The organism is Neotabrizicola paludis (assembly GCF_044142105.1).
Classification (GTDB): domain Bacteria; phylum Pseudomonadota; class Alphaproteobacteria; order Rhodobacterales; family Rhodobacteraceae; genus Pseudogemmobacter.
The window spans coordinates 644,099-662,876 of sequence record NZ_JBGTYM010000002.1 but is presented as its reverse complement, the minus strand read 5'-3'; the positions used below and the strand labels follow the sequence as shown (position 1 = coordinate 662,876).

Below are 18,778 nucleotides of genomic sequence, written 5' to 3'. Positions count from 1 at the left end.
CACATCTTTCGCCCGGCCCATCTTTCGCCGCGCTCCATTCTGGGGTAATACCCGCCCCACCCCTGCATCTCCACCCCTGCCATTCCCCGAAAGGACCCGGCCATGAAATTCTTCGTCGACACCGCCGATGTCGAGGCGATCCGCGAGCTGAACGATCTGGGCATGGTGGATGGCGTCACCACCAACCCCTCCTTGATCCTGAAATCCGGCCGCGACATCCTGGAAGTCACCAAGGAAATCTGCTCCATCGTCGCGGGCCCGGTTTCCGCCGAGGTCGTGGCGCTCAAGGCCGATGAGATGATCGCCGAGGGCCGCAAACTGGCCGAGATCGCGCCGAACATCACCGTCAAGGTGCCGCTGACCTGGGACGGGCTGAAAGCCTGCAAGACCCTGTCGGGCGAAGGCAAGATGGTCAACGTCACCCTCTGCTTCTCGGTCAACCAGGCCCTTCTGGCCGCCAAGGCCGGCGCCACCTTCATCTCGCCCTTCATCGGGCGGCTTGACGACATCAACCTCGACGGGCTGGAGCTGATCTCCGACATCCGCCAAGTCTATGACAATTACGCCTTCGAGACCCAGATCCTCGCAGCCTCGGTCCGCACCCTGAACCACGCCTCGCAATCCGCCCTGATCGGCGCCGATGTGATGACCGCGCCGCCGAACGTGATCAAGGCCATGGCGGGCCATGTCCTGACCGACAAGGGGCTGGAGCAGTTCATGAAGGACTGGGCGAAGACCGGGCAGAAGATTCTTTAAGCAATCGCCGCGCCTCCCCCCCATCGCCTCCCCTCCCCCTTGTGGGGAGGGGCTGGGGGAGGGGGGCGACACCGCCCGTAGGATGCGCATTCATTGCGCACCATCCCTGGCGCTTCCCCTCCGTCAGATTTGCCAAAGCAAATCTGACCGCGCCCGACCCGCCCCCCGGGGGCGGGCGCGGTCAGACTTGCGCGACGGCGGGCGAGGATGGAGCAGAAGTGTCTCTGACGCCCCCGAGATCCCGCGCCTCCCTTTTTGTCGGATTTGTCCAAAGCCCAGCTGACCGCGCCTGCCACCCGAGGTTTGCCCGCGGTCCACATTTGCGTGGTCAGACGCCAGATGGCAGTAAGATTGCCAATGCAGGAGGCCAACGCCAGAATGGCTATTTCGACTGCGGAGTCAGGATCGCAGCAATACCTTTTAGCGCTTCAAGGATGGCCTGATCCCGCGCCTGCTGCAGCCTCAGTAACTGTTCGATTGATTGTAGCAACGTGGAACTGGTGTCGCCACTCGACTGAACCGCATCCACGACGGCCACGGAAACACTTTGTAATGCGGCTTGCGAACTGCCTAGATCGCTTCCCAATGCCGTTTGGAGTTCATCTATCTCGCCTCTGATACTGGCAAGCGCAGCGTCCATGGCCACAGTATCTTGCGGCACTCGCCAATATTCGGTATATGCGATTTGCGCAATCGAGAAGACAATTGCGAAAATACCAACGAGGATGGCTTTGTTTGCGGCCTTGCTGTTCTTATCTGCTTCTGTCGAGAAATTATCAAGAAACTCCGCCGTCGCAATCTGCAGGCCATTCATTATCTTAAGCGCGTTTTCTCCGAAGCCAACGAGGTTTTCGAGCCTTTCGGTCACGTCGCCCAAGCGTTCATTGGTTTCGTGGATCGGGTTCGGAGGGAGGTCTATTGGTCTGAAGCTCGTCGGATCCCAATTCAAAGAGCTTATTTTGGGGGCGCGTTTTGAGCCGTAGAAGCTCTCCAGCCCTTCGTTCTGTTTTAGAAGTGCTTCGCTGACGTTTCTGATACCGGCATTTTGACTTCCAAGAAGTCCGCCAAGAGTGTCCTTGAAAGTGGCAAAAGTCTCGCGCAACCTCGCGCTCGTCCTATTATTCTCATCTTCTAGCACTCTCAACAAAAAATCCGAATCTGACTGATCTTCTCTTTTAATGATTTCCGGGTTCCGGTCGAATGATTTGTCATTCGCGAGAAATTCGCGCGAGAATCTATCGACATCTTCGCCTGAGAATGCGATGATTTCGGCTTCTGTTGGCTCGCGCGGCTTGTCGCCGTCTTGACCATCAACGCGGCTCTTGAGCATCAAGCCCATAATCTTTCGGATTGCCTCTATTGAGTTCTGAGTCTCACTCTTTAGGTGCTTCTCGATGGCGATGGCCGCGTTAACAGAATAGAAGTATACGTCCCAGTCGCCCACGGTATCTGAATGAAATACCCATTGGGGTTTGGTGATCTTAGACAAGTCCATTCGTTTGCTTCGCCTCTGGTTACTGGTGGTACCTACCGCCTTCCTATAGCTTACTTCACGTTTTGGGCTTGAAAAGCAACGAATACCGCTTTGACCTAACTATTGTCGCGTCCAAAGCCGCCAGCCCTCGCGAGCGCCAACCCCGGCATCTGGCGTCTAGCCCCCCTCACCTCAGCCAAGGCTCCCCCTTCTCCCCCGCCGGCACGCCCTTCGCCCCGAACTTCCGCTGCATCAACTCCTGCAGCTTCGCCCGCGCGTTCTGCTCCAGCCCCGGCCCCTCGTCGGCCCAGGCCTCGCCCATCTCCCGCGCCAGATCGCCAAAACCCGGCTTCGGCCCGTCATGGCTCTCCTCCCGCTTGCGGTAATACGCGATGGTTTCGGCCCTGCGGCTCCCCCCTGCCGACCCCTTGGAAGGCGCCGTGCAACACGTCGATGATCGGCGGCGCACATGCCCCCACCCGGAAGACGTTCGGAAGACGTTGGGAAGACCTTCGGAAGACATCCCCTTCCGCCGCGCTTGCGGCCGCCGAAATCCCCCGCCTGTTGCGCTCAGGCCCTACCGCCCCTTGGCCTTTTCCGCCTATACTGCGGCGCGAACCACAAGAAGAACCGGGCCGAGTTTCCATGATCGAACCAGACCTCCGCGACCGCATCCTGTCCGAGCCGGAAACCCTGCTGGAAGATCGCGACGTGATGAATGCCCTTGTCGCTGCGAATGAAAGAGCCATGGGAAACAACGTGGTAGACCTGCGCGGCATCGCGATGCAGCGGCTGGAAACCCGGCTGGAACGGCTGGAAGACACCCACCGTTCCGTCATCGCCGCGGCCTACGAAAACCTCGCCGGCACCAACCTCGTCCACCGCGCCATCCTGCAGATGCTCGACCCGCTGAGCTTCGAGGATTTCCTGAAAACCCTGGCCACCGATGTCGCCGCCACCCTGCGCGTCGATTGCGCCCGCCTCGTGCTGGAATCCAAGGTCGAAGGCGACGATCCCGCCCTTCGCCGCCTGGGCGATGTGCTGTATGTGGCGGAGCCGGGTTTCATCTCCCGCTATATCTCGGGGGGGCGCAATGTGCCGCTGCGCCCGGTCACCCTGCGCCAGACCATGCCCGAGGGCGACGCGCTCTATGGCGACCGCGCCGGTTTCATCCGCTCAGAGGCCCTTTTGCGGCTTGATTTCGGCCAGCGCCGCCTGCCCGGAATGCTGGTTCTGGGCGCCGAGGATCCGCATCATTTCAAACCCACTCAGGGCAGCGATCTGCTCGCCTTCTTCGCCGGGGTGTTCGAGCGCACGATGCGGCGCTGGCTGGCGTGAGCCTCGCCCTCTCTCCGCAAGTCTCTGCCGCCCTTGCGGAATGGCTTGCCCATCTCAAGGCACTGAAAGGTGCCTCGCGCCACACGCTGGCAGCCTATTCCCACGACGTGTCTGGTTTTCTTGGCTTTTTGGCCCACCATCATGGCGGCCCCCTGGCGCTGCGCGACGTGCTGGCCACGCCGCAGACCGACTTGCGCGCCTGGATGGCCTTCTGCCGGTCCGAGGGGCTGGGTTCCCGCTCGCTGGCCCGCGCCCTGTCGGCGGTGAAAGGCTTCACCGCCTGGGCAGCCGAGCGCGAAGACCTTGAAGCCACAGTCATTCTTTCGGCCCGTGGCCCGAAATACCGCCGCAAGCTGCCGCGCCCCCTGAGCATCGAGGGCGCGGAAGAGATGCTGGAAGTTGCCGGCCAGCAATCGCGCGGCGACTGGCAGCAGGCCCGCGATGCCGCCGTGGTGACGCTGCTTTACGGCTGCGGTTTGCGGATCTCCGAGGCGCTGGGGCTGACAGGCGCGGATCACCCCCTGCCGCCGGTGCTGCGCATCACCGGCAAGGGCGGCAAGACGCGGCTTGTGCCGGTGCTGCCGCAGGCAGCGCAGGCGGTGGCCGATTATGTCGCGCTTCTGCCCCATCCACCCGATCCCGCGGGACCGTTGTTCCGCGGTGCGCGGGGCGGCCCCCTCAGTCCGCGCATCATCCAGCTTGCCATGGAAAAGGCCCGCAACCAGCTGGGCCTTCCGGCCACCGCAACACCCCATGCGCTCCGCCACAGCTTCGCCACCCATCTGCTTTCCGCCGGGGGCGATCTGCGCGCGATCCAGGAATTGCTGGGCCATGCCTCGCTGTCCACAACCCAGGCCTATACCGCCGTCGATGCGGCGCGGCTGATGGAGGTCTACGACAAGGCGCATCCCCGCGCCTGACAGACCACCGCCAGCCGGCCGACGCAGGACGCGACGGAGCCACTTGCCGCGCAGGGCGCGCATTGCGGCAAATGAACCGGGCCACCGCCGCAGATCGACGGCAGGTAGGCCCTTCCTGCCCCTGCCCCCCGCGCTGCGGCATTGAAATGCCCGGCCATTTGCGGCAACAAGTGCACCATGTCACCGCGCCTCAAGGCCCTTTCTGTCCATTTGTTGACCGCCACGGGCGCGGTCCTGTCGATGTTTGCCATGCTGGCGGCTGTCGAAGGCAAGTGGAGTCTGATGTTCCTCTGGCTCGTCGTCGCGCTCATCGTCGACGGGATCGACGGCCCGCTGGCCCGTCGCTACGACACCCAGAAGAACTGGCCGACCTATGACGGCGTCCTGATGGACCTGATCGTCGACTATCTGACCTATGTCTTCATCCCCGCCTTCGCGCTGTTCAAATCGGGCCTGCTGCCTGGCTGGACCGGATGGCTGGCGATCATCGTGATCTGCTACGGCTCGGTGGTCTATTTCGCCGACACGCGGATGAAGACCAAGGACAAGAGCTTTGCCGGCTTCCCCGCCTGCTGGAACATGGTCGTGCTGGTGCTTTTCGCCGTGGATCCCGAGCCCTGGATCACCCTTTTCGTCACCGTGGGCCTGACATTGGCGATGTTCACCAATCTCAAGTTCATCCATCCCACCCGCACCCCGCGCTGGCATCTGATGAATCTCTGGGTCTGCATCGCCTGGATCGGTTTCGCGGCCTGGGCGGCGTGGGTCGACTTCGCCGAAGGCAGCTTCGCGCATTGGAGCCTGATCCTGACCTCGCTTTATCTGGCGCTTGCGGGCATAGCGCAGCAGATCCTTCCCGAAGGTATCCGCCGTCTGCGCTGAGGCAACCCGCGCTTTCGTCGGGAATTTGCCGCGGCTAAATCCGGGTCAGCAACACGCCGCAGACAATGACCAATGCGGCGACCGCCTTGCCGCTGCCCATACGCTCGCCAAAGACCAGCCAGCCGATCAGCACGGCAAAGAGGATCGAGGTCTCGCGCAGCGCCGCCACCAGCGCGATGGGCGCCAGGGTCATCGCCCAGATCGCCACCGCATAGGAGCCGAAAGAGGCGGCGGCTGCAAACGCCCCCATGCCCCAGGCGCGCGGCTCACGCGGCAGGATCGCGCGGCCACGCAGCGCCAGCATCCCCAACGAGAAGATCAGCCCATCCGCCACGAAGACCCAGGACACATAGGCCACGGCCGAGCCGGAAATCCGCGCCCCTATCCCGTCAAACAGCGTATAGGCCGCCGTCGCCGCCGCCGATCCCAGCGCGAAGGGCAGAAGCCGCCGGTCTTCGCCCGCCGCGAAGACGCCCCGCGCCATCAGAAGGATGCCCAGGGCCAGAATCGCGATGGCCAGATATTGTCGCCCGCTCAGCGCATCCGCCAGAACGAAGGCGCCGACCAACGCCACGATCATCGGCGCCGCACCGCGCGCGATGGGATAGACCCGGCTCAGGTCGCCCTTGTCATAAGCCGTCGACAGGAAAAACTTGTATCCGAAATGCGTGCAGCCGGCGGCGATGATCCAGGGGATCGAGTCCAGCGACACAGGCGGCAGGAAGGCCACCAGAACCAGGCCGATCGGCACTTCGAAAATCGACATGATCACCATGGCCCCCAGCTTCGAGGTGCCAAGTTTGATCAGCGCATTCCACAGCGCATGAAGGAAGGCCGCCGCAAGGACCGCCAGAAAGACGCCAAGGCTCAATCGGGCCGCCCATCGCCAGAAGGTGTCACAGAACTGTCGCGCAACCGTTACCGTTGCAGCAGGACGGGCGCAAGATCAGCCCTGCAGAGGCCGGCACGGATCATCAGATCAGCAGCCCCGCCGCGCCCTCGTGGCGCAGGAGCGCCACCTTGGTCTCGACCCCGCCGGGCGCCGAGAAGCCGCCCAGGGTTTTCGCGCCAAGAACCCGGTGGCAGGGAATGATGATCGGGATCGGGTTCGCGCCGCAGGCCTGGCCCACCGCCTGCGCCGGAGCGCCGACAAGCCTTGAGATCTCGCCATAGGTGCGGGTTTCGCCAAAGGGGATCGCCGCCATCGCCCGGCGCACCGCGCCGTTCAGCCCCTCGCCCCAATCCAGCGGCAGGTCGAAGACGTGCCGCTGCCCCGCGAAATATTCGGCAAGCTGGCGCAGCCCGTCCTGCACCGGTGCGCCCTCGTCGCCATCGCGCCCCCAGATCAGCGCGCTGATCCGGCCCTCGCGCAGCCGCAGGGCGACCGGGCCGAAGGGGGTGTCCAGAACCCTCATTCCGCCGCCCGCCGGGCCGGGCTGGGCAAGGCGCCCGCCAAGGGGGCAAAGGCCTCGCGCAGCAGCGCAGCCATGCCCTCAACCGCCGGGGACGTGCCGCGCGGGTTGCGCCGCAGCACCACGCGTGCGCTGTCGACGATCGGGAAGCCGTCGGCCGCCGTCAGCTCGCGGCAGCCCGCCGGAATGGTCGAACGCGACAGGGGCGCGATGCCCATCCCGTTCACTACGGCGATGCGAAAGCCGCTGGACAGATCGCAGGACCAGGCGACGCGCCAGTCAATCCCTTGCCGGTTCAGCGAGCCTTCGGCGAATTCCCGGCACCAGTCCGACCGGAAATAGGTACAAACCGGCACCGGCTTGCGCAGATGCTGGGCATGGGTGATCGAGGTTGCCCAGACGGTAGGATCGACGCAAAGGATCTCGCCTTCATCGACATATGACCAGTCATAGATCACGGCGAGGTCCAGTTCATCGGCGGCGAGCGCGCGCATCTGGCTTTCCGAATGGTCGACACGCACGGTCACCTGCACGCCCTCATGCCGCTCGTCGAAAGCGGCCAGCGCGCGCGGCAGGATGGTGCCGGAATATTCGTCGGGGATTCCCACCCGCACCGGCCCGACCAGGGGCTTTTCCCGCAACGCAAGCGCCGCTTCGTCCAAAAGCACCACCACGCGGCGCGCATAGGGCACAAGCTGTTCGCCCCGCGGTGTCAGAACCACCCCGCGCGCCTGGCGTTGGAACAGCGGCTGGCCAAGGCTTTCCTCAAGCCGTTTGATCTGCAGGCTGACGGCCGATTGCGTGCGCGCCAGCCGCGCGGCGGCGCTTGTGACCGACCCGGTATCGGCCACGGCCAGAAAGCTGCGCATCAGATCGCTGTCGAGCGGTGCGGCCACGGCAAACTCATGAGTTTTACAAATGATGCCCATTAGAGCTATTCGTTTGTGAAATGTCAAACCACATGAGACAAAAGGACATCATCCGAAGGAGGTTCTCATGTTCGCCCGTCTCGTCACCCTGCTGCAGCTGCGCCGTTCGACCGCGTTCCTGCTGGAACGGGCCGACGACCGGCTGCTCGAGGATATCGGTCTGACCCGTGCCGATCTGGAAGCTCTGCATCGTGGTCAGGGCATCGCGGCCGTCGCGCCGCAGGCATCGACGACTGGCCTCACACTCCCTGTGGCAGGCTAGCGGACTGGTCGCGGGGGGCCTTGGCCCTCCGCGACATTTTCCTTTTCAGATCAGCCCAATGCTGCGTTGCACCGAGCACAGGTACCCGGATGGGAATGCGTACCCACATCCGGCAGGACCTTCCAGCAGCGTTGGCATTTCTCGCCCGGCGCGCGCTCGAAAACCACACCCACACCCGGTACTTCCGGCAGACGGAACGCCTCCTGCGGCTCGGGATCGGCGGTGAGTTGCAGCCCGCTGGTGATGCAGAGATCGGCGAAATCCACCGATTTCAGCGCCGCCAGAATGGCCGTATCCGCCACATGCACCACGGGCGCGGCTTCCAGCGATGCCCCGATCACCTTGGCCGTGCGCTGAATCTCCAGCGCCCCGGTGACAACGCGGCGCACCGCACGGATGCCGTCCCATTTCGCCGCCAGCGCGTCATCGCGCCAGGAGATCGGGGTTTCCGGGAAGTCCAGAAGATGAACCGAGGAGTCGTCGCCCGGATTCCGGCACAGCCAGATCTCTTCCATGGTGAAGGTCAGGATCGGCGCCAGCCAGGTGGTCAGCCGCTGATAGAGAAGGTCCAGCACCGTCCGGCAGGCCCGCCGCGTGCGCGAGGAGGGCGCGTCGCAATAGAGCGAATCCTTGCGGATGTCGAAATAGACGGCGGAAAGATCGGTGGTGCAGAAGGTGAAGAGATCCTGGAACACGCCCTGGAAGTCGTAGCTGGCGTAACCCTCGCGCACACGCGCATCCAGAACCGCCAGACGATGCAGCACCCAGCGTTCCAGTTCCGGCATCTCCTCCGGGCTGACCCGCTCCGCCTCGGTGAAGCCGGCCAGGTTGCCCAGGATGAAGCGCATGGAATTGCGCAGGCGGCGGTAGCTGTCGGCCACGCCTTTCAGGATTTCCTTCCCGATGCGCAGGTCGACCGTGTAATCCGCCAGCGCGACCCAAAGCCTAAGGATATCAGCGCCATATTCGTCGATCACCTCTTGCGGCGCGACGGTGTTGCCCAGAGATTTGGACATTTTCATGCCCTTCTCGTCCAAGGTGAAACCATGGGTCAGCACACCGCGATAGGGCGCGCGGCCCTTGGTGCCGCAGGCCTGAAGCATTGAGGAATGGAACCAGCCGCGATGCTGGTCGGTGCCTTCCAGATACAGGTCGGCAATGCCATCCGCCGCGCCATCGGCGCGGTCGCGCAGAACGAAGGCATGGGTCGAGCCGGAGTCGAACCAGACATCCAGCACATCCATGACCTGCGCATAATCCTGCGGATCGACGATTCCTTCCAGCACTCTTTCCTTGAATCCTTGCACATACCAGACATCGGCGCCTTCTTTCTCGAAAGCGTCGATGATGCGGGCATTCACCTTCGGGTCCCGCAGCAGGAAATCGGCATCGGTCGGCTTGGCCCCCTTCTTCACAAAGCAGGTCAGCGGCACGCCCCAGGCGCGCTGGCGCGACAGAACCCAGTCGGGCCGGGCCTCGATCATCGAATGCAGCCGGTTGCGCCCGGTTGAGGGCGTCCATTCGACCAGCTGGTTGATCGAGGTCAGGGCGCGGCTGCGTATCGTGTCGCCATAGGTCGTCATGCCATCGTCAAGTTTCTTGTCGATGGCAACAAACCATTGCGGCGTGTTGCGATAGATCACCGGCGCCTTGGACCGCCAGCTGTGCGGATAGGAATGCCGCAGCTTGCCCTTGGCGAACAGCGCGCCCGCATAGGCCAATTGCTTGATCACAGAGACATTCGCCGGGCCTTCCTTGCCATCGGGCAGGATGATGTGCTGGCCGCCGAACAGCGGAAGATCGGCGCGATACGACCCGTCCGGCTCGACATTATAGGTCATCGGCAGGCCGAATTTGAGGCCCAGCTGATAGTCGTCATCGCCATGGCTTGGCGCGGTATGGACAAAGCCCGTGCCCGCATCGTCGGTCACATGCTCGCCCGGCAGGAGCGGCACGTCATAGTCCCACTCGCCCTTGCCGCCTTCGACGCGCCGGAACGGATGCGCCAGGAACAGTCCCCGCAGCTCGTCCGCCGGCACATCGCGCAGGCGCTTTACCGCGCCGTCTTCGATCTTGGCAGCGGCAAAAACACCTGCCGCCAGCTTGTCGGCGACAAGATAGAAGCCCGGCGCTTCCCCCGAAACCTCGTACAGCCCGTAGGCGATAGCCGGGTTGAAGGCGACCGCGCGGTTCTGCGGGATGGTCCAGGGCGTCGTGGTCCAGATCACGACCTTGGCCTTTTGTGCCGCCAGTTCACCGCCACCCGAGGCCCCGGCCAGAACCGGGAAACCGACCCAAACCTGATGGCTCGTATGGTCGTGATACTCCACCTCGGCCTCGGCCAGGGCGGTCTTTTCCACCGGCGACCACATGACCGGCTTCGAGCCCTGATAGAGCGAGCCGTTCATCAGGAACTTCAGGAACTCGCCCGCGATCACCGCCTCGGCGTGGTAGTCCATGGTCAGATAGGGCCGGTCCCAGGCCCCGGTCACGCCCAGGCGCTTGAATTCCTCGCGCTGGATGTCGATCCAGCCCTCGGCGAATTTGCGGCATTCCTGACGGAAGGCGACAGTGTCGACATCGTCCTTGTTCAGGCCCTTGGCGCGGTATTGCTCTTCGATCTTCCATTCGATCGGCAGGCCATGGCAATCCCAGCCCGGCACATAGCGCGCATCGCGGCCCATCATCTGCTGGCTGCGCACGACCATGTCTTTCAAGACCTTGTTCAGCGCGTGACCGATATGCAGATGGCCGTTGGCATAGGGCGGACCGTCATGCAGCACGAAGGGCGCCCGGCCCGTCTGCGCCCGCAGACGGTCATAGACGCCGATCCTTTCCCAGCGCGCCAACCAGCCCGGCTCGCGCTGCGGCAGGCCCGCGCGCATCGGGAATTCGGTTTCGGGCAGGAAAACGCTGTCGCGGTAATCGGGCGTCGGGGCGGTATCGGCGGGCATGTCTAGCCTCTGTCTGGAAATCTGTTGCGGCCTGGGGGGAATCACAAAAACCCGGCGGCTGACAGGGTCAGACCGCCGGGCCGCTAATTCGACGAAAGGCGGGCCCGCAGCACATGGCGCGCCTTATAGAAGCTTGGCCCGGCAGGGTCCAGTGGGCCAGCGGGCAAACCCGACTGGACAGGCGGCAGGCAAAGGCGAACATGTTCAGGATTGCCCCGGAGACGATTCATGCCTGCAAGATCCCCTGTCGCCGCCCTTTTCCTTGGCCTTCTCGCCCTGCCCGCCGCCGCGGCCGGCCCCCATGTCGCCTCTCAGGTGCCGGGGCTTCAGGTGCTGCGGCTGGACCACCTGAACCCCGCCCCGGCGGCCGGCCCCGACCGCGCCGCCTGCGAACATCTCCTCCTGCCCGAGCCGCAGACGCCCGCGGGCAAGCGCCTCGCGCAACTGGGCTGGGGCGTTACATCCGAGGAAACGATTGGCGCCTGGACCGCGGTCAGTTTCGTGTCGGGCTATTCCGCGGCGACCAGCGGCACTTGCGAGCTGGTCGACGGCAATGTCGGCTTGTTCACCGGCGACAAGCTTGAGATCGTCGTCTATGCGACCGACGAACCTGCAGTGATGATCGGCCAGATCGACCGGTTCGGCGCGGCGGGCCTGCGCATCTACAGCGGCGATCTGGTGCCGCAGCCGGTGGCCGACTTGCAAGCGGTGGGCGCGGATGGGCTGGTCGTCACGCCCCCCGCCCTGAGCGAGCCGGTCTGCAACGGCGCGGCACAGGTGCCCTATATCTATGGCCTGCCCATCGATATGGCGCGGCAGATGCTGGCCTTGGCGGGCTGGCAACCCGCGCCGCCGGAAGCGGTCGAGGAATTCGGCATCGCGCCCGACCTTGCCGCAGCGGGCGTGCCCGAGGTCGAGTCCTGCGCAGGCACCGGCTTTGGCTTCTGTGCCTTCACCTATGCGGGTCCGGCGGGCCGCCTATCGGTGACGACCGTGGGCGAGATCGCCGAAGATGGCAGCCTGCCGCCGGTGGTGGGCTATGGCGCCAGCTGCGGCACAACACCGTGATGCGGGCCGCGATGGACAGGTGCACGGCGCCGCGCCATGATACCGGGCATGAAGGAACCTTCGATCAATGTCCTCGGCGGGGCGCTTGAGCCCTGCTCGACAGCGCCGCTGACCGGTTTTTTCCGCGACGGCTGCTGCAACACCGGCCCGCAGGATCGCGGGCTGCATACGGTCTGCGCGGTGATGACGGCGGAATTCCTGGCCATGTCGAAATACCTTGGCAATGACCTGTCGACGCCGCGCCCCGAATACGGCTTTGCGGGGTTGAAACCGGGCGACCGCTGGTGCCTTTGCGCCGAGCGCTTCCTGCAAGCTCATCACGAAGGTGCCGCGCCGCAGGTGAACCTCGCCGCCACCCATGCCAATACCCTGCACATCGTGCCGCTCGAGGTGCTGCGGCACTACGCCGCCGATGCCGAGGGCGGCTGAGGCACGCTTCGCGATGGACATCACCCGCGCCAAGGGCCATCACGGTCCAAGAAGTGCGCAGGACAGGCGATGACGAGCCAAGCGATGACCCTTCCGCCCCGTTTCCCGATCACCCAGGCCCAGATCGCCGCTGTCGTGGCCGAATTCTATGCCTGTATCCGCCAGCATCCGGGCCTTGGCCCGGTCTTTGCCGCCCATGTCACCGACTGGCCCGCGCATGAGGCCAAGATCGCCGGTTTCTGGGCCAATGCGATCCTGCACAGCCGCAGCTATGATGGCAATCCGCTGGCCGTGCACCGCGCGGCGGGGAATGTCAGGCCGGGCATGTTCGAACCCTGGCTTGGTCTGTTCGACTCGGTTCTGAAACGCGAATTGCCGCCCGAAACCGCTGCCGCCTGGTCAGCCCTTGCCCATCGCATCGGTGCGGGGCTGCGCTATGGTCTGATAGACCGGCCCCTGGCCCATCCCGGCGGCCCGCCCATCCTGCGCTGACGCCTCGGGCATGGGTCTGATCGCGCCATCATCGCGCATCAGATCCTCAATGAATAGCGACAGCAGCTGCGGCCGCCCGCTGACCCCTGCCTTGCGATAGATCGCATTGGTCTGCGCCTTGACCGTGCCTTCGCTGGTGTTGCGCAGGGCCGCAATCTCGGCGGTGCTCATCCCCTTGATCGAGAACAGGGCAACGTCCCGTTCCGCCGCCGTAAGACCCCATTCGGCAAAACGCTCTTCCAACAGGGACATGAAGGCCCCCGAGGCACGGCGCAACCGCTCCTCGGCATGATGCCTTCCCTTCAGCGCGCGCAAAAGCGCAAGCCCGCCCAGCACAAGGCCGGTGATCAGCCCCAGCGCGGCGCCCAGTTCCATCAGCTCGCGATATTCCCAGGGCATGGGCGAGACCGCGATGCCGAGAACCGAGGTCAGGATGTCCGAGACGAAAAAGAAGGCGCAGAAGAATTGCGCCAGGAACAGCAAAGCCAGCAGCCAGCGCCCTGTCACGGCTGGCCTCGTGATGGTGCCCGCGGGCGCGGATCACGCAAATCCGCCCTAGTCATCATCGCCTCCGTCATCGTCGCCGCCACCATGGTCGCCGCCACCCTCGCCGCTGCCACCACCTTCGCCGTCTTTGTCGTCTCCGCCGTCATCGTCATCGTCGTCATCGTCGTCGACGTCGCCCTTGCCCTTCCCCGAATTGCCGTTTTCTCCGCCCAGAATGTCCTCTGTCGCGCCGCTTGTCCGCAGATCGCGCAGAATCTCGCCGGTCGCAGGATTGACAATGATCTCGCGGCTGCCGCGCGCGTTTTCAGCGGTGATGCGCATCCGGCCCAGCATCGTGCGGGACACCTGGATCTTGCGATAACCCTGGTCCTTGAGCTCGCGCACGATCTCTTCCACGAAATCGCGCGACGCAAGCGCCGGTCCGGCCATCAGACCCGCGAAAGACCCTATCAGAAATGCGCGTCGTTGCATCCGTGCCATCCCGTCCCGGCCAAGGGCCCCGGTGTCGCGACTATCGCGCAGCACCAGGGCCGGGGCAATCCTTCTGTCCTTACGGATCAGTTGTCGTCGTCACCATGGTCATCGTCACCACCGTCGTGATCGCCGCCATGATCGTCATCGCCATCATCACCGCCATCGTCGCCACCGTGATCGTCGCCGCCGTGATCGTCATCGCCATCGTCGTCGCCGTTGTCGTCAACGCCATCTTCGTCATCGTCGCCGGGTTCGACAAAGTCCTCCTTGCGCGTGCGGATCTCGACGCCGCTCCGGCCCTGGTCTTCAGCCGAGGCCTGCTCGGTCTCTTGCTTGAGAACCGCGCCCGTTTCCATGTCGATCACCACCTCGACCTTTTCGCTGCCCTTCACGGCCTCGACCTTGATCTGGGTGGGTCCCTGCTTCACCTCGATATAGCTGTAGCCTTGCGCCTTATAGGTCTCGACGACCTGATCGGTCGTCACCGCGGCCATGGCCATCGGCCCGGCGAAGATCAGCGCGGAAGCAAGCAGAATGGCGCGGGTTGTCGATGTCATGGTCTGTCCTCTCGTCTTTGGGTTGCTGTCGTCATGCGACCGCGAAGGTCGTCGACGATGGCACAGTCGGGCCACAGGACGGGCCGGACTGCCATTGGACAAGAGTTTAGAACCACGTCTCCTTGCCCACGGTTTAGCGGCATAAACCGTGGTTTATCGGCTGAGGATGCCGTCAGCCCTTCATCTCGACACCCAGATGGCGGGCGACGGTGAAGATGTCCTTGTCGCCCCGGCCGCACATGTTCATCACGATGATATGCTCTCTGGGCAGGGTCGGGGCGATCTTCATCACATGGGCCAGCGCGTGGCTCGGCTCCAATGCGGGGATGATGCCCTCGAGGCGGCAGGAGAGTTGAAAAGCCTCCAATGCCTCGGCATCCGTGATGCTGACATATTCGGCACGACCGATATCATGCAGCCAGGCATGTTCCGGCCCGATACCCGGATAGTCGAGGCCGGCCGAAATCGAGAAGCCTTCCAGGATCTGCCCGTCCGGGTCCTGCAACAGATAGGTGCGGTTGCCATGCAGCACGCCGGGGCGCCCGCCGGTCAGGCTGGCGCAATGCTGCATCCGGTCGTCCACGCCCTTGCCACCAGCCTCGACGCCGATGATGCGGACCGAAGGATCGTCGAGGAACGGAAAGAACAGACCCATGGCATTCGACCCGCCACCGATCGCAGCGATCACCGTATCGGGCAGACGGCCCTCGCCCTCTTGCTCGGCCAGCTGCCAGCGCACTTCCTTGCCGATGATCGACTGGAAATCGCGCACCATCGCCGGATAGGGATGCGGCCCGGCCACCGTGCCGATGCAATAGAACGTGTCGCGCACATTGGTGACCCAGTCCCGCAGCGCGTCGTTCATCGCATCCTTCAGCGTACCCCGGCCCGAGGTCACCGGAATCACCTCGGCCCCCAGAAGCTTCATGCGGAAGACGTTCGGCGCCTGGCGTTCCACATCATGCGCGCCCATATAGACCACGCATTTCAGCCCGAACTTGGCACAGACCGTGGCCGTCGCCACGCCATGCTGGCCCGCCCCGGTTTCCGCGATGATGCGCGTCTTGCCCATACGGCGGGCAAGGATGATCTGCCCCAGCACATTGTTGATCTTATGCGCGCCGGTATGGTTCAGCTCGTCACGCTTCATATAGATCTTCGCACCGCCAAGATGCTCGGTCAGGCGGCTGGCGTGATACAAGGGTGAGGGGCGGCCGACATAGTGCTTCCACAGGTCGTCCATCTCGGCCCAGAAGCTGGGATCGGTCTTGGCGTGTTCGTAGCGCGCCTCAAGCTCAAGGATCAGCGGCATCAGCGTTTCCGACACGAAACGCCCGCCGAAGATGCCGAAACGGCCCTGCTCATCGGGGCCTGTCATGAAGCTGTTCACACCGTCGTCGGCCATGTCACCCATCCCTGCTGTTCCGCCCGATGTAGCGCCAATGCGGGGGGCGGTAAAGCCGCTGGCCTCGCGCCGCCTGACGGTTTCGTGATCCCGCCCCGCCGTCCGGTGTGAAACTCGCCCGGCCACGCTTCGTAACTGCGGGTTCACCTGTAGCAATCCCAAGGGGACCCAAGACGATGAAGACATTCGCCCTCACCGCCCTGCTGGCCACCACCGCCGCCCTTCCCGCCGCCGCCCAGACCGTGGTGGCCCTGACCGGCGACAAGACGCTGCTCTGGATCGACACCGCAACCGCCACCGTGACCGGCCAGGCCGAGACACAGGGCGTCGACAGCCTGCTCGGCATCGATCTGCGCCCCTCGGATGGCAAGGTCTATGGCGTCACCGCCGACCACAAGATCGTCACCATCGACCCGACGACCGGCGCGACAACCGAAGTGGCGACGATGGACACGATGCTGCCCTTGGCCGACACGCCGGTCGTGGTCGATTTCAACCCCGCCGCCGACAAGCTGCGCTTCATGACCGGGACCACCAACCACCGAGTCGATCCTGACAGCGGCGCGGTCACGGTGGATGGAAACCTGGCCTTCGAAGAGGGCGACATGCATGCGGGCGAGGCGCCGATGATCGTGGCCGCCGCCTATACCAACAGCCATGGCAAGCCGGAAAAGACCGCGATGTTCAACATCGACGCCACCATCGGCGGGCTGATCCAGCAGACCAAGCCCAATGACGGCACGCTGAAGGCGATCGGCAAGCTCGGGGTCGATGCGGCCGAAACCTATGCCTTCGACATCGCCACCACGCCCGAGGGCGCCAATACCGCCTGGCTGGTCGCCGGGTCGAACCTGCACACGGTCGATCTGGAAACCGGAGCGGTCAGCGGCAGCTGGGCGCTGACCGGCACCGACCAGCCGATCCGCGACATCACTGTTCTGCCCGCGATGTAAGGGTTCTGCGGCAGGTCCGGGCCCGCGCCGTTTCGCTCCTCGGCGGCGCGGGCCCGGAAGTCGCAAAGGCCCGCGCACAGGCCCTCGGCCGCGGCTCAGAGCGCCTTCTTCATGCCCAGGTGGCTGGCCTCGTAGCCCAGCCGTTCATAGAAGCGATGCGCCGCCGCCCGGGCGCGGTCCGTGGTCAGCTGGATCATTGCGCAACCCGCCTTGCGCGCCCGCGCCTCGCATTCCGCCATCAGCAACGCTCCGATTCCATGGCCGCGATCTGTGCTGGCCACGCGCACCGCCTCGACCAGCGCCCGCCGGGCGCCCTGGCGCGACAGGCCCGACAGGATGGTAAGCTGGCAGGTCGCCACGACCCGGCCGCCGCTTTCGCCGACGATCAGCTGATGGCAGGGATTGGCCGCGATCTCGTCAAAGGCCGCCAGATAGGGGGCTGGATCGTCAGTCTCGCGTCCCTGGCCAAGCAGATCGTCGCGCAGCATGTCCACAAGGGCGGGAACATCCGCCCGCGTCGCATCCCTGAACACAACCACCGTCATCGCAGGATCGGCACCCCGGCCTCGGTGCGGCGATGGGCGGCGGCGGTGAAGGCCGCGATCTTCGCCGCATCCTTGACCCCCGGCGCGCTTTCGACGCCCGACGAGACATCGACCTGCCGCGCGCCGGTCAGCCTGATCGCCTCGGCCACATTCTCCGGGGTCAGCCCGCCCGCCAGCATCCAGGGCCGGATCCAGCGCCGCTGCGCCACCAGCCGCCAGTCGAAGGCCACGCCATTGCCGCCCGGCAGAGCCGCGCCCTTCGGCGCCTTGGCGTCGATCAGGATCTGGTCGGCGGCCAGCGCATGTTCCAGCAACCCCGCCAGATCGCCCTCATCCGCGACACCCACTGCCTTCATCACCGGCAGGCCATAGCGCGCCCGCACCTCGGCCACCCGATCCGGCGTTTCCGAACCATGAAGTTGCAGCATGTCCAGCGGCACCGCCTCGACCAGAGCATCCAACGCGGCATCGTCGGCATTGACCACCAGCCCGACCTTGCACAGCCCCTCGGGCGCGGCATGCGCCAGGGCGCGGGCCTCGGCCTGGGTCACGAAACGAGGAGATTTCGCGAAAAAATTCAACCCGACATAGGCCGCCCCCGCCGCCGCCACGGCGCGCAGCTCGGCCTCGGTCCTTACGCCGCAGATCTTGACGCGCACACCCGCCATCAGCGCCGTCCCGGCTCGAGAAGGGCAAGCACGTCATCCTCAGGCGCCGGGGTCGAGGTCACATCCTTGAGGACCGCAAGCTCGCGCTCCAGCCGCGTCACTTCCTTGGCCCGCGCCCGCGCATCGCCGCGGATGCGCCGCTCGCGGAACCATTCCCAGACGAAGCCGATCAGCACCCCCGCCGCCACCGCCATCAGGATCACCAGGAACAGCGGCATCTGATAGACCATGCCCAGGCCCATCAGCGAATCCAGCTCGCCCGGCAGCAGATGCACCTCGACCTGGGCACGGTTGGCCAGCGCCAGGACGAGCAGCACCAGCGCAGTCAGGCCAAGAAAGACGAAACGAAGATAGCGGACCATGGCAGGCTCTCCGGCGGCGGGTCAGGACTGAGCCGGACTATCCGACGCCAGCGCCGCCGCCGCAAGCCTTGGACTGCGGCCGGGCTATTTGCCGTTCAGCCGATCACGCAACAGTTTGCCGGTCTTGAAGAAGGGAACCTTCTTGTCATCGACCTGCACCGACTCGCCCGTGCGCGGATTGCGCCCCAGCCTTGCGTCACGCTCCTTCACCGAGAACGCACCGAAGCCGCGCAGCTCGACCCGGTCGCCGCGCGACAGGGCCTCGATGATCTCTTCGAAGACGGTGTTCACGATGCGCTCGACATGGCGCTGTGTCAGATGTGGGTTGGCGTCTGCGATCTTCTGGATCAGCTCAGACCGGATCATCCCTATGTCCCCCCTGTGGTTCGGC

At 64.6% G+C, this 18,778-nt stretch carries 23 protein-coding genes; 9 read left to right on the top strand and 14 right to left on the bottom strand.

Going from position 1 to position 18,778, the window contains the following annotated elements; genetic code table 11:
* Window positions 1-102: 102 nt before the first annotated feature.
* Window positions 103-756 carry a fructose-6-phosphate aldolase gene (gene fsa, locus ACED67_RS08360; protein ID WP_395541111.1) on the top strand — a complete coding sequence of 218 codons (654 nt, stop codon included), beginning with the start codon at window positions 103-105 and terminating at the stop codon, window positions 754-756.
* A gap of 382 nt (window positions 757-1,138) precedes the next feature.
* On the opposite strand, the gene ACED67_RS08355 is transcribed toward fsa, so the two are convergent.
* Window positions 1,139-2,245, bottom strand: a complete 1,107-nt coding sequence (locus tag ACED67_RS08355; RefSeq protein WP_395541110.1) for a hypothetical protein — start codon at window positions 2,243-2,245, stop codon at window positions 1,139-1,141.
* A 172-nt stretch (window positions 2,246-2,417) separates the two neighbouring features.
* Complete coding sequence (locus ACED67_RS08350) at window positions 2,418-2,552, bottom strand: hypothetical protein (RefSeq protein WP_395541109.1); 135 nt, start codon at window positions 2,550-2,552, stop codon at window positions 2,418-2,420.
* Between the two features lie 323 nt (window positions 2,553-2,875).
* Here ACED67_RS08350 and ACED67_RS08345 point away from each other — a divergent pair, with 323 nt between their 5' ends.
* The 3 genes from ACED67_RS08345 (at window position 2,876) to ACED67_RS08335 (ending at window position 5,370) form a co-directional block, all read left to right on the top strand.
* Window positions 2,876-3,568 (top strand): DUF484 family protein, encoded by a 693-nt coding sequence (locus ACED67_RS08345; protein WP_395541108.1) that lies wholly within the window; start codon window positions 2,876-2,878, stop codon window positions 3,566-3,568.
* Complete coding sequence (locus ACED67_RS08340) at window positions 3,565-4,488, top strand: tyrosine recombinase XerC (RefSeq protein WP_395541107.1); 924 nt, start codon at window positions 3,565-3,567, stop codon at window positions 4,486-4,488. Before ACED67_RS08345 ends, ACED67_RS08340 begins: the two co-directional genes overlap by 4 nt.
* Window positions 4,489-4,665: 177 nt before the next feature.
* Entirely contained in the window at window positions 4,666-5,370 is a 705-nt protein-coding gene (locus ACED67_RS08335) for a CDP-alcohol phosphatidyltransferase family protein (RefSeq protein WP_395541106.1), read from the top strand.
* 34 nt (window positions 5,371-5,404) lie between these two features.
* Here the strand turns inward: ACED67_RS08335 and ACED67_RS08330 are convergent, their stop codons facing one another.
* The 3 genes from ACED67_RS08330 to ACED67_RS08320 form a co-directional block, all read right to left on the bottom strand.
* A complete protein-coding gene (locus tag ACED67_RS08330) occupies window positions 5,405-6,241 on the bottom strand; it encodes an EamA family transporter (RefSeq protein WP_395541105.1) in 837 nt (278 codons plus the stop codon).
* 103 nt (window positions 6,242-6,344) lie between these two features.
* Window positions 6,345-6,785: a methylated-DNA--[protein]-cysteine S-methyltransferase gene (locus tag ACED67_RS08325; protein WP_395541104.1), complete on the bottom strand. Its 441-nt coding sequence runs from the start codon at window positions 6,783-6,785 to the stop codon at window positions 6,345-6,347.
* Window positions 6,782-7,678 (bottom strand): LysR family transcriptional regulator, encoded by an 897-nt coding sequence (locus ACED67_RS08320; protein WP_395541103.1) that lies wholly within the window; start codon window positions 7,676-7,678, stop codon window positions 6,782-6,784. Before ACED67_RS08320 ends, ACED67_RS08325 begins: the two co-directional genes overlap by 4 nt.
* Window positions 7,679-7,778: 100 nt before the next feature.
* Between ACED67_RS08320 and ACED67_RS08315 the strand changes: the two genes are divergently transcribed.
* A complete protein-coding gene (locus ACED67_RS08315; RefSeq protein ID WP_395541102.1) occupies window positions 7,779-7,973 on the top strand; it encodes a DUF1127 domain-containing protein in 195 nt (64 codons plus the stop codon).
* A gap of 50 nt (window positions 7,974-8,023) precedes the next feature.
* Here ACED67_RS08315 and ileS read toward each other — a convergent pair whose 3' ends face one another.
* Window positions 8,024-10,927, bottom strand: a complete 2,904-nt coding sequence (gene ileS, locus ACED67_RS08310) for an isoleucine--tRNA ligase (protein ID WP_395541101.1) — start codon at window positions 10,925-10,927, stop codon at window positions 8,024-8,026.
* A 228-nt stretch (window positions 10,928-11,155) separates the two neighbouring features.
* Between ileS and ACED67_RS08305 the strand changes: the two genes are divergently transcribed.
* The 3 genes from ACED67_RS08305 (at window position 11,156) to ACED67_RS08295 (ending at window position 12,916) form a co-directional block, all read left to right on the top strand.
* Window positions 11,156-11,995, top strand: a complete 840-nt coding sequence (locus ACED67_RS08305; RefSeq protein WP_395541100.1) for a hypothetical protein — start codon at window positions 11,156-11,158, stop codon at window positions 11,993-11,995.
* A 48-nt stretch (window positions 11,996-12,043) separates the two neighbouring features.
* Window positions 12,044-12,424, top strand: coding sequence for a DUF2237 family protein (locus ACED67_RS08300; protein WP_395541099.1), 381 nt, complete (start codon window positions 12,044-12,046; stop codon window positions 12,422-12,424).
* 84 nt (window positions 12,425-12,508) lie between these two features.
* The gene (locus ACED67_RS08295) at window positions 12,509-12,916 is read left to right on the top strand and encodes a group III truncated hemoglobin (RefSeq protein ID WP_395541098.1); all 408 of its coding nucleotides are present in this window, start codon (window positions 12,509-12,511) and stop codon (window positions 12,914-12,916) included.
* Here the strand turns inward: ACED67_RS08295 and ACED67_RS08290 are convergent.
* From ACED67_RS08290 to trpB, 4 genes are all read right to left on the bottom strand, one after another.
* Entirely contained in the window at window positions 12,824-13,423 is a 600-nt protein-coding gene (locus tag ACED67_RS08290) for a helix-turn-helix transcriptional regulator (RefSeq protein WP_395541097.1), read from the bottom strand. The genes ACED67_RS08295 and ACED67_RS08290 overlap by 93 nt on opposite strands.
* Window positions 13,424-13,471: 48 nt before the next feature.
* Entirely contained in the window at window positions 13,472-13,852 is a 381-nt protein-coding gene (locus ACED67_RS08285; RefSeq protein WP_395541096.1) for a hypothetical protein, read from the bottom strand.
* Between the two features lie 128 nt (window positions 13,853-13,980).
* On the bottom strand, window positions 13,981-14,454 hold the full coding sequence (locus ACED67_RS08280) for a PepSY domain-containing protein (protein WP_395541095.1): 474 nt from the start codon (window positions 14,452-14,454) through the stop codon (window positions 13,981-13,983).
* 172 nt (window positions 14,455-14,626) lie between these two features.
* Window positions 14,627-15,859 carry a tryptophan synthase subunit beta gene (trpB, locus tag ACED67_RS08275; protein WP_395541094.1) on the bottom strand — a complete coding sequence of 411 codons (1,233 nt, stop codon included), beginning with the start codon at window positions 15,857-15,859 and terminating at the stop codon, window positions 14,627-14,629.
* 176 nt (window positions 15,860-16,035) lie between these two features.
* On the opposite strand from trpB, the gene ACED67_RS08270 reads away from it, so the two are divergent.
* Window positions 16,036-16,812 carry a DUF4394 domain-containing protein gene (locus ACED67_RS08270; protein WP_395541093.1) on the top strand — a complete coding sequence of 259 codons (777 nt, stop codon included), beginning with the start codon at window positions 16,036-16,038 and terminating at the stop codon, window positions 16,810-16,812.
* Window positions 16,813-16,907: 95 nt separating this feature from the next.
* Here ACED67_RS08270 and ACED67_RS08265 read toward each other — a convergent pair whose 3' ends face one another.
* The 4 genes from ACED67_RS08265 to ihfB all read right to left on the bottom strand — a co-directional run bounded on the left by ACED67_RS08265 (window position 16,908) and on the right by ihfB (window position 18,753).
* The gene (locus ACED67_RS08265) at window positions 16,908-17,351 is read right to left on the bottom strand and encodes a GNAT family N-acetyltransferase (RefSeq protein WP_395541153.1); all 444 of its coding nucleotides are present in this window, start codon (window positions 17,349-17,351) and stop codon (window positions 16,908-16,910) included.
* Between the two features lie 2 nt (window positions 17,352-17,353).
* The gene (locus ACED67_RS08260; protein ID WP_395541092.1) at window positions 17,354-18,025 is read right to left on the bottom strand and encodes a phosphoribosylanthranilate isomerase; all 672 of its coding nucleotides are present in this window, start codon (window positions 18,023-18,025) and stop codon (window positions 17,354-17,356) included.
* Window positions 18,025-18,387 carry a LapA family protein gene (locus ACED67_RS08255; protein WP_395541091.1) on the bottom strand — a complete coding sequence of 121 codons (363 nt, stop codon included), beginning with the start codon at window positions 18,385-18,387 and terminating at the stop codon, window positions 18,025-18,027. The genes ACED67_RS08260 and ACED67_RS08255 overlap by 1 nt, the downstream gene beginning before the upstream one ends.
* Window positions 18,388-18,471: 84 nt before the next feature.
* Window positions 18,472-18,753 (bottom strand): integration host factor subunit beta, encoded by a 282-nt coding sequence (gene ihfB, locus ACED67_RS08250; RefSeq protein WP_395541090.1) that lies wholly within the window; start codon window positions 18,751-18,753, stop codon window positions 18,472-18,474.
* Between the last annotated feature and the right edge of the window lie 25 nt (window positions 18,754-18,778).

Excerpts from the sequence above, each read along its gene's own strand:
- ACED67_RS08335 (WP_395541106.1), top strand. The coding sequence starts at position 4,666 with ATGTCACCGCGCCTCAAGGCCCTTTCTGTCCATTTGTTGACCGCCACG.
- ACED67_RS08300 (WP_395541099.1), top strand. The coding sequence starts at position 12,044 with ATGAAGGAACCTTCGATCAATGTCCTCGGCGGGGCGCTTGAGCCCTGC.
- trpB (WP_395541094.1), bottom strand. The coding sequence starts at position 15,859 with ATGGCCGACGACGGTGTGAACAGCTTCATGACAGGCCCCGATGAGCAG.
- ileS (WP_395541101.1), bottom strand. The coding sequence starts at position 10,927 with ATGCCCGCCGATACCGCCCCGACGCCCGATTACCGCGACAGCGTTTTC.
- ACED67_RS08280 (WP_395541095.1), bottom strand. The coding sequence starts at position 14,454 with ATGACATCGACAACCCGCGCCATTCTGCTTGCTTCCGCGCTGATCTTC.
- ACED67_RS08295 (WP_395541098.1), top strand. The coding sequence starts at position 12,509 with ATGACCCTTCCGCCCCGTTTCCCGATCACCCAGGCCCAGATCGCCGCT.
- fsa (WP_395541111.1), top strand. The coding sequence starts at position 103 with ATGAAATTCTTCGTCGACACCGCCGATGTCGAGGCGATCCGCGAGCTG.
- ACED67_RS08305 (WP_395541100.1), top strand. The coding sequence starts at position 11,156 with ATGCCTGCAAGATCCCCTGTCGCCGCCCTTTTCCTTGGCCTTCTCGCC.
- ihfB (WP_395541090.1), bottom strand. The coding sequence starts at position 18,753 with ATGATCCGGTCTGAGCTGATCCAGAAGATCGCAGACGCCAACCCACAT.
- ACED67_RS08350 (WP_395541109.1), bottom strand. The coding sequence starts at position 2,552 with ATGGGCGAGGCCTGGGCCGACGAGGGGCCGGGGCTGGAGCAGAACGCG.
- ACED67_RS08325 (WP_395541104.1), bottom strand. The coding sequence starts at position 6,785 with ATGAGGGTTCTGGACACCCCCTTCGGCCCGGTCGCCCTGCGGCTGCGC.
- ACED67_RS08255 (WP_395541091.1), bottom strand. The coding sequence starts at position 18,387 with ATGGTCCGCTATCTTCGTTTCGTCTTTCTTGGCCTGACTGCGCTGGTG.
- ACED67_RS08260 (WP_395541092.1), bottom strand. The coding sequence starts at position 18,025 with ATGGCGGGTGTGCGCGTCAAGATCTGCGGCGTAAGGACCGAGGCCGAG.
- ACED67_RS08270 (WP_395541093.1), top strand. The coding sequence starts at position 16,036 with ATGAAGACATTCGCCCTCACCGCCCTGCTGGCCACCACCGCCGCCCTT.
- ACED67_RS08315 (WP_395541102.1), top strand. The coding sequence starts at position 7,779 with ATGTTCGCCCGTCTCGTCACCCTGCTGCAGCTGCGCCGTTCGACCGCG.
- ACED67_RS08345 (WP_395541108.1), top strand. The coding sequence starts at position 2,876 with ATGATCGAACCAGACCTCCGCGACCGCATCCTGTCCGAGCCGGAAACC.
- ACED67_RS08285 (WP_395541096.1), bottom strand. The coding sequence starts at position 13,852 with ATGGCCGGACCGGCGCTTGCGTCGCGCGATTTCGTGGAAGAGATCGTG.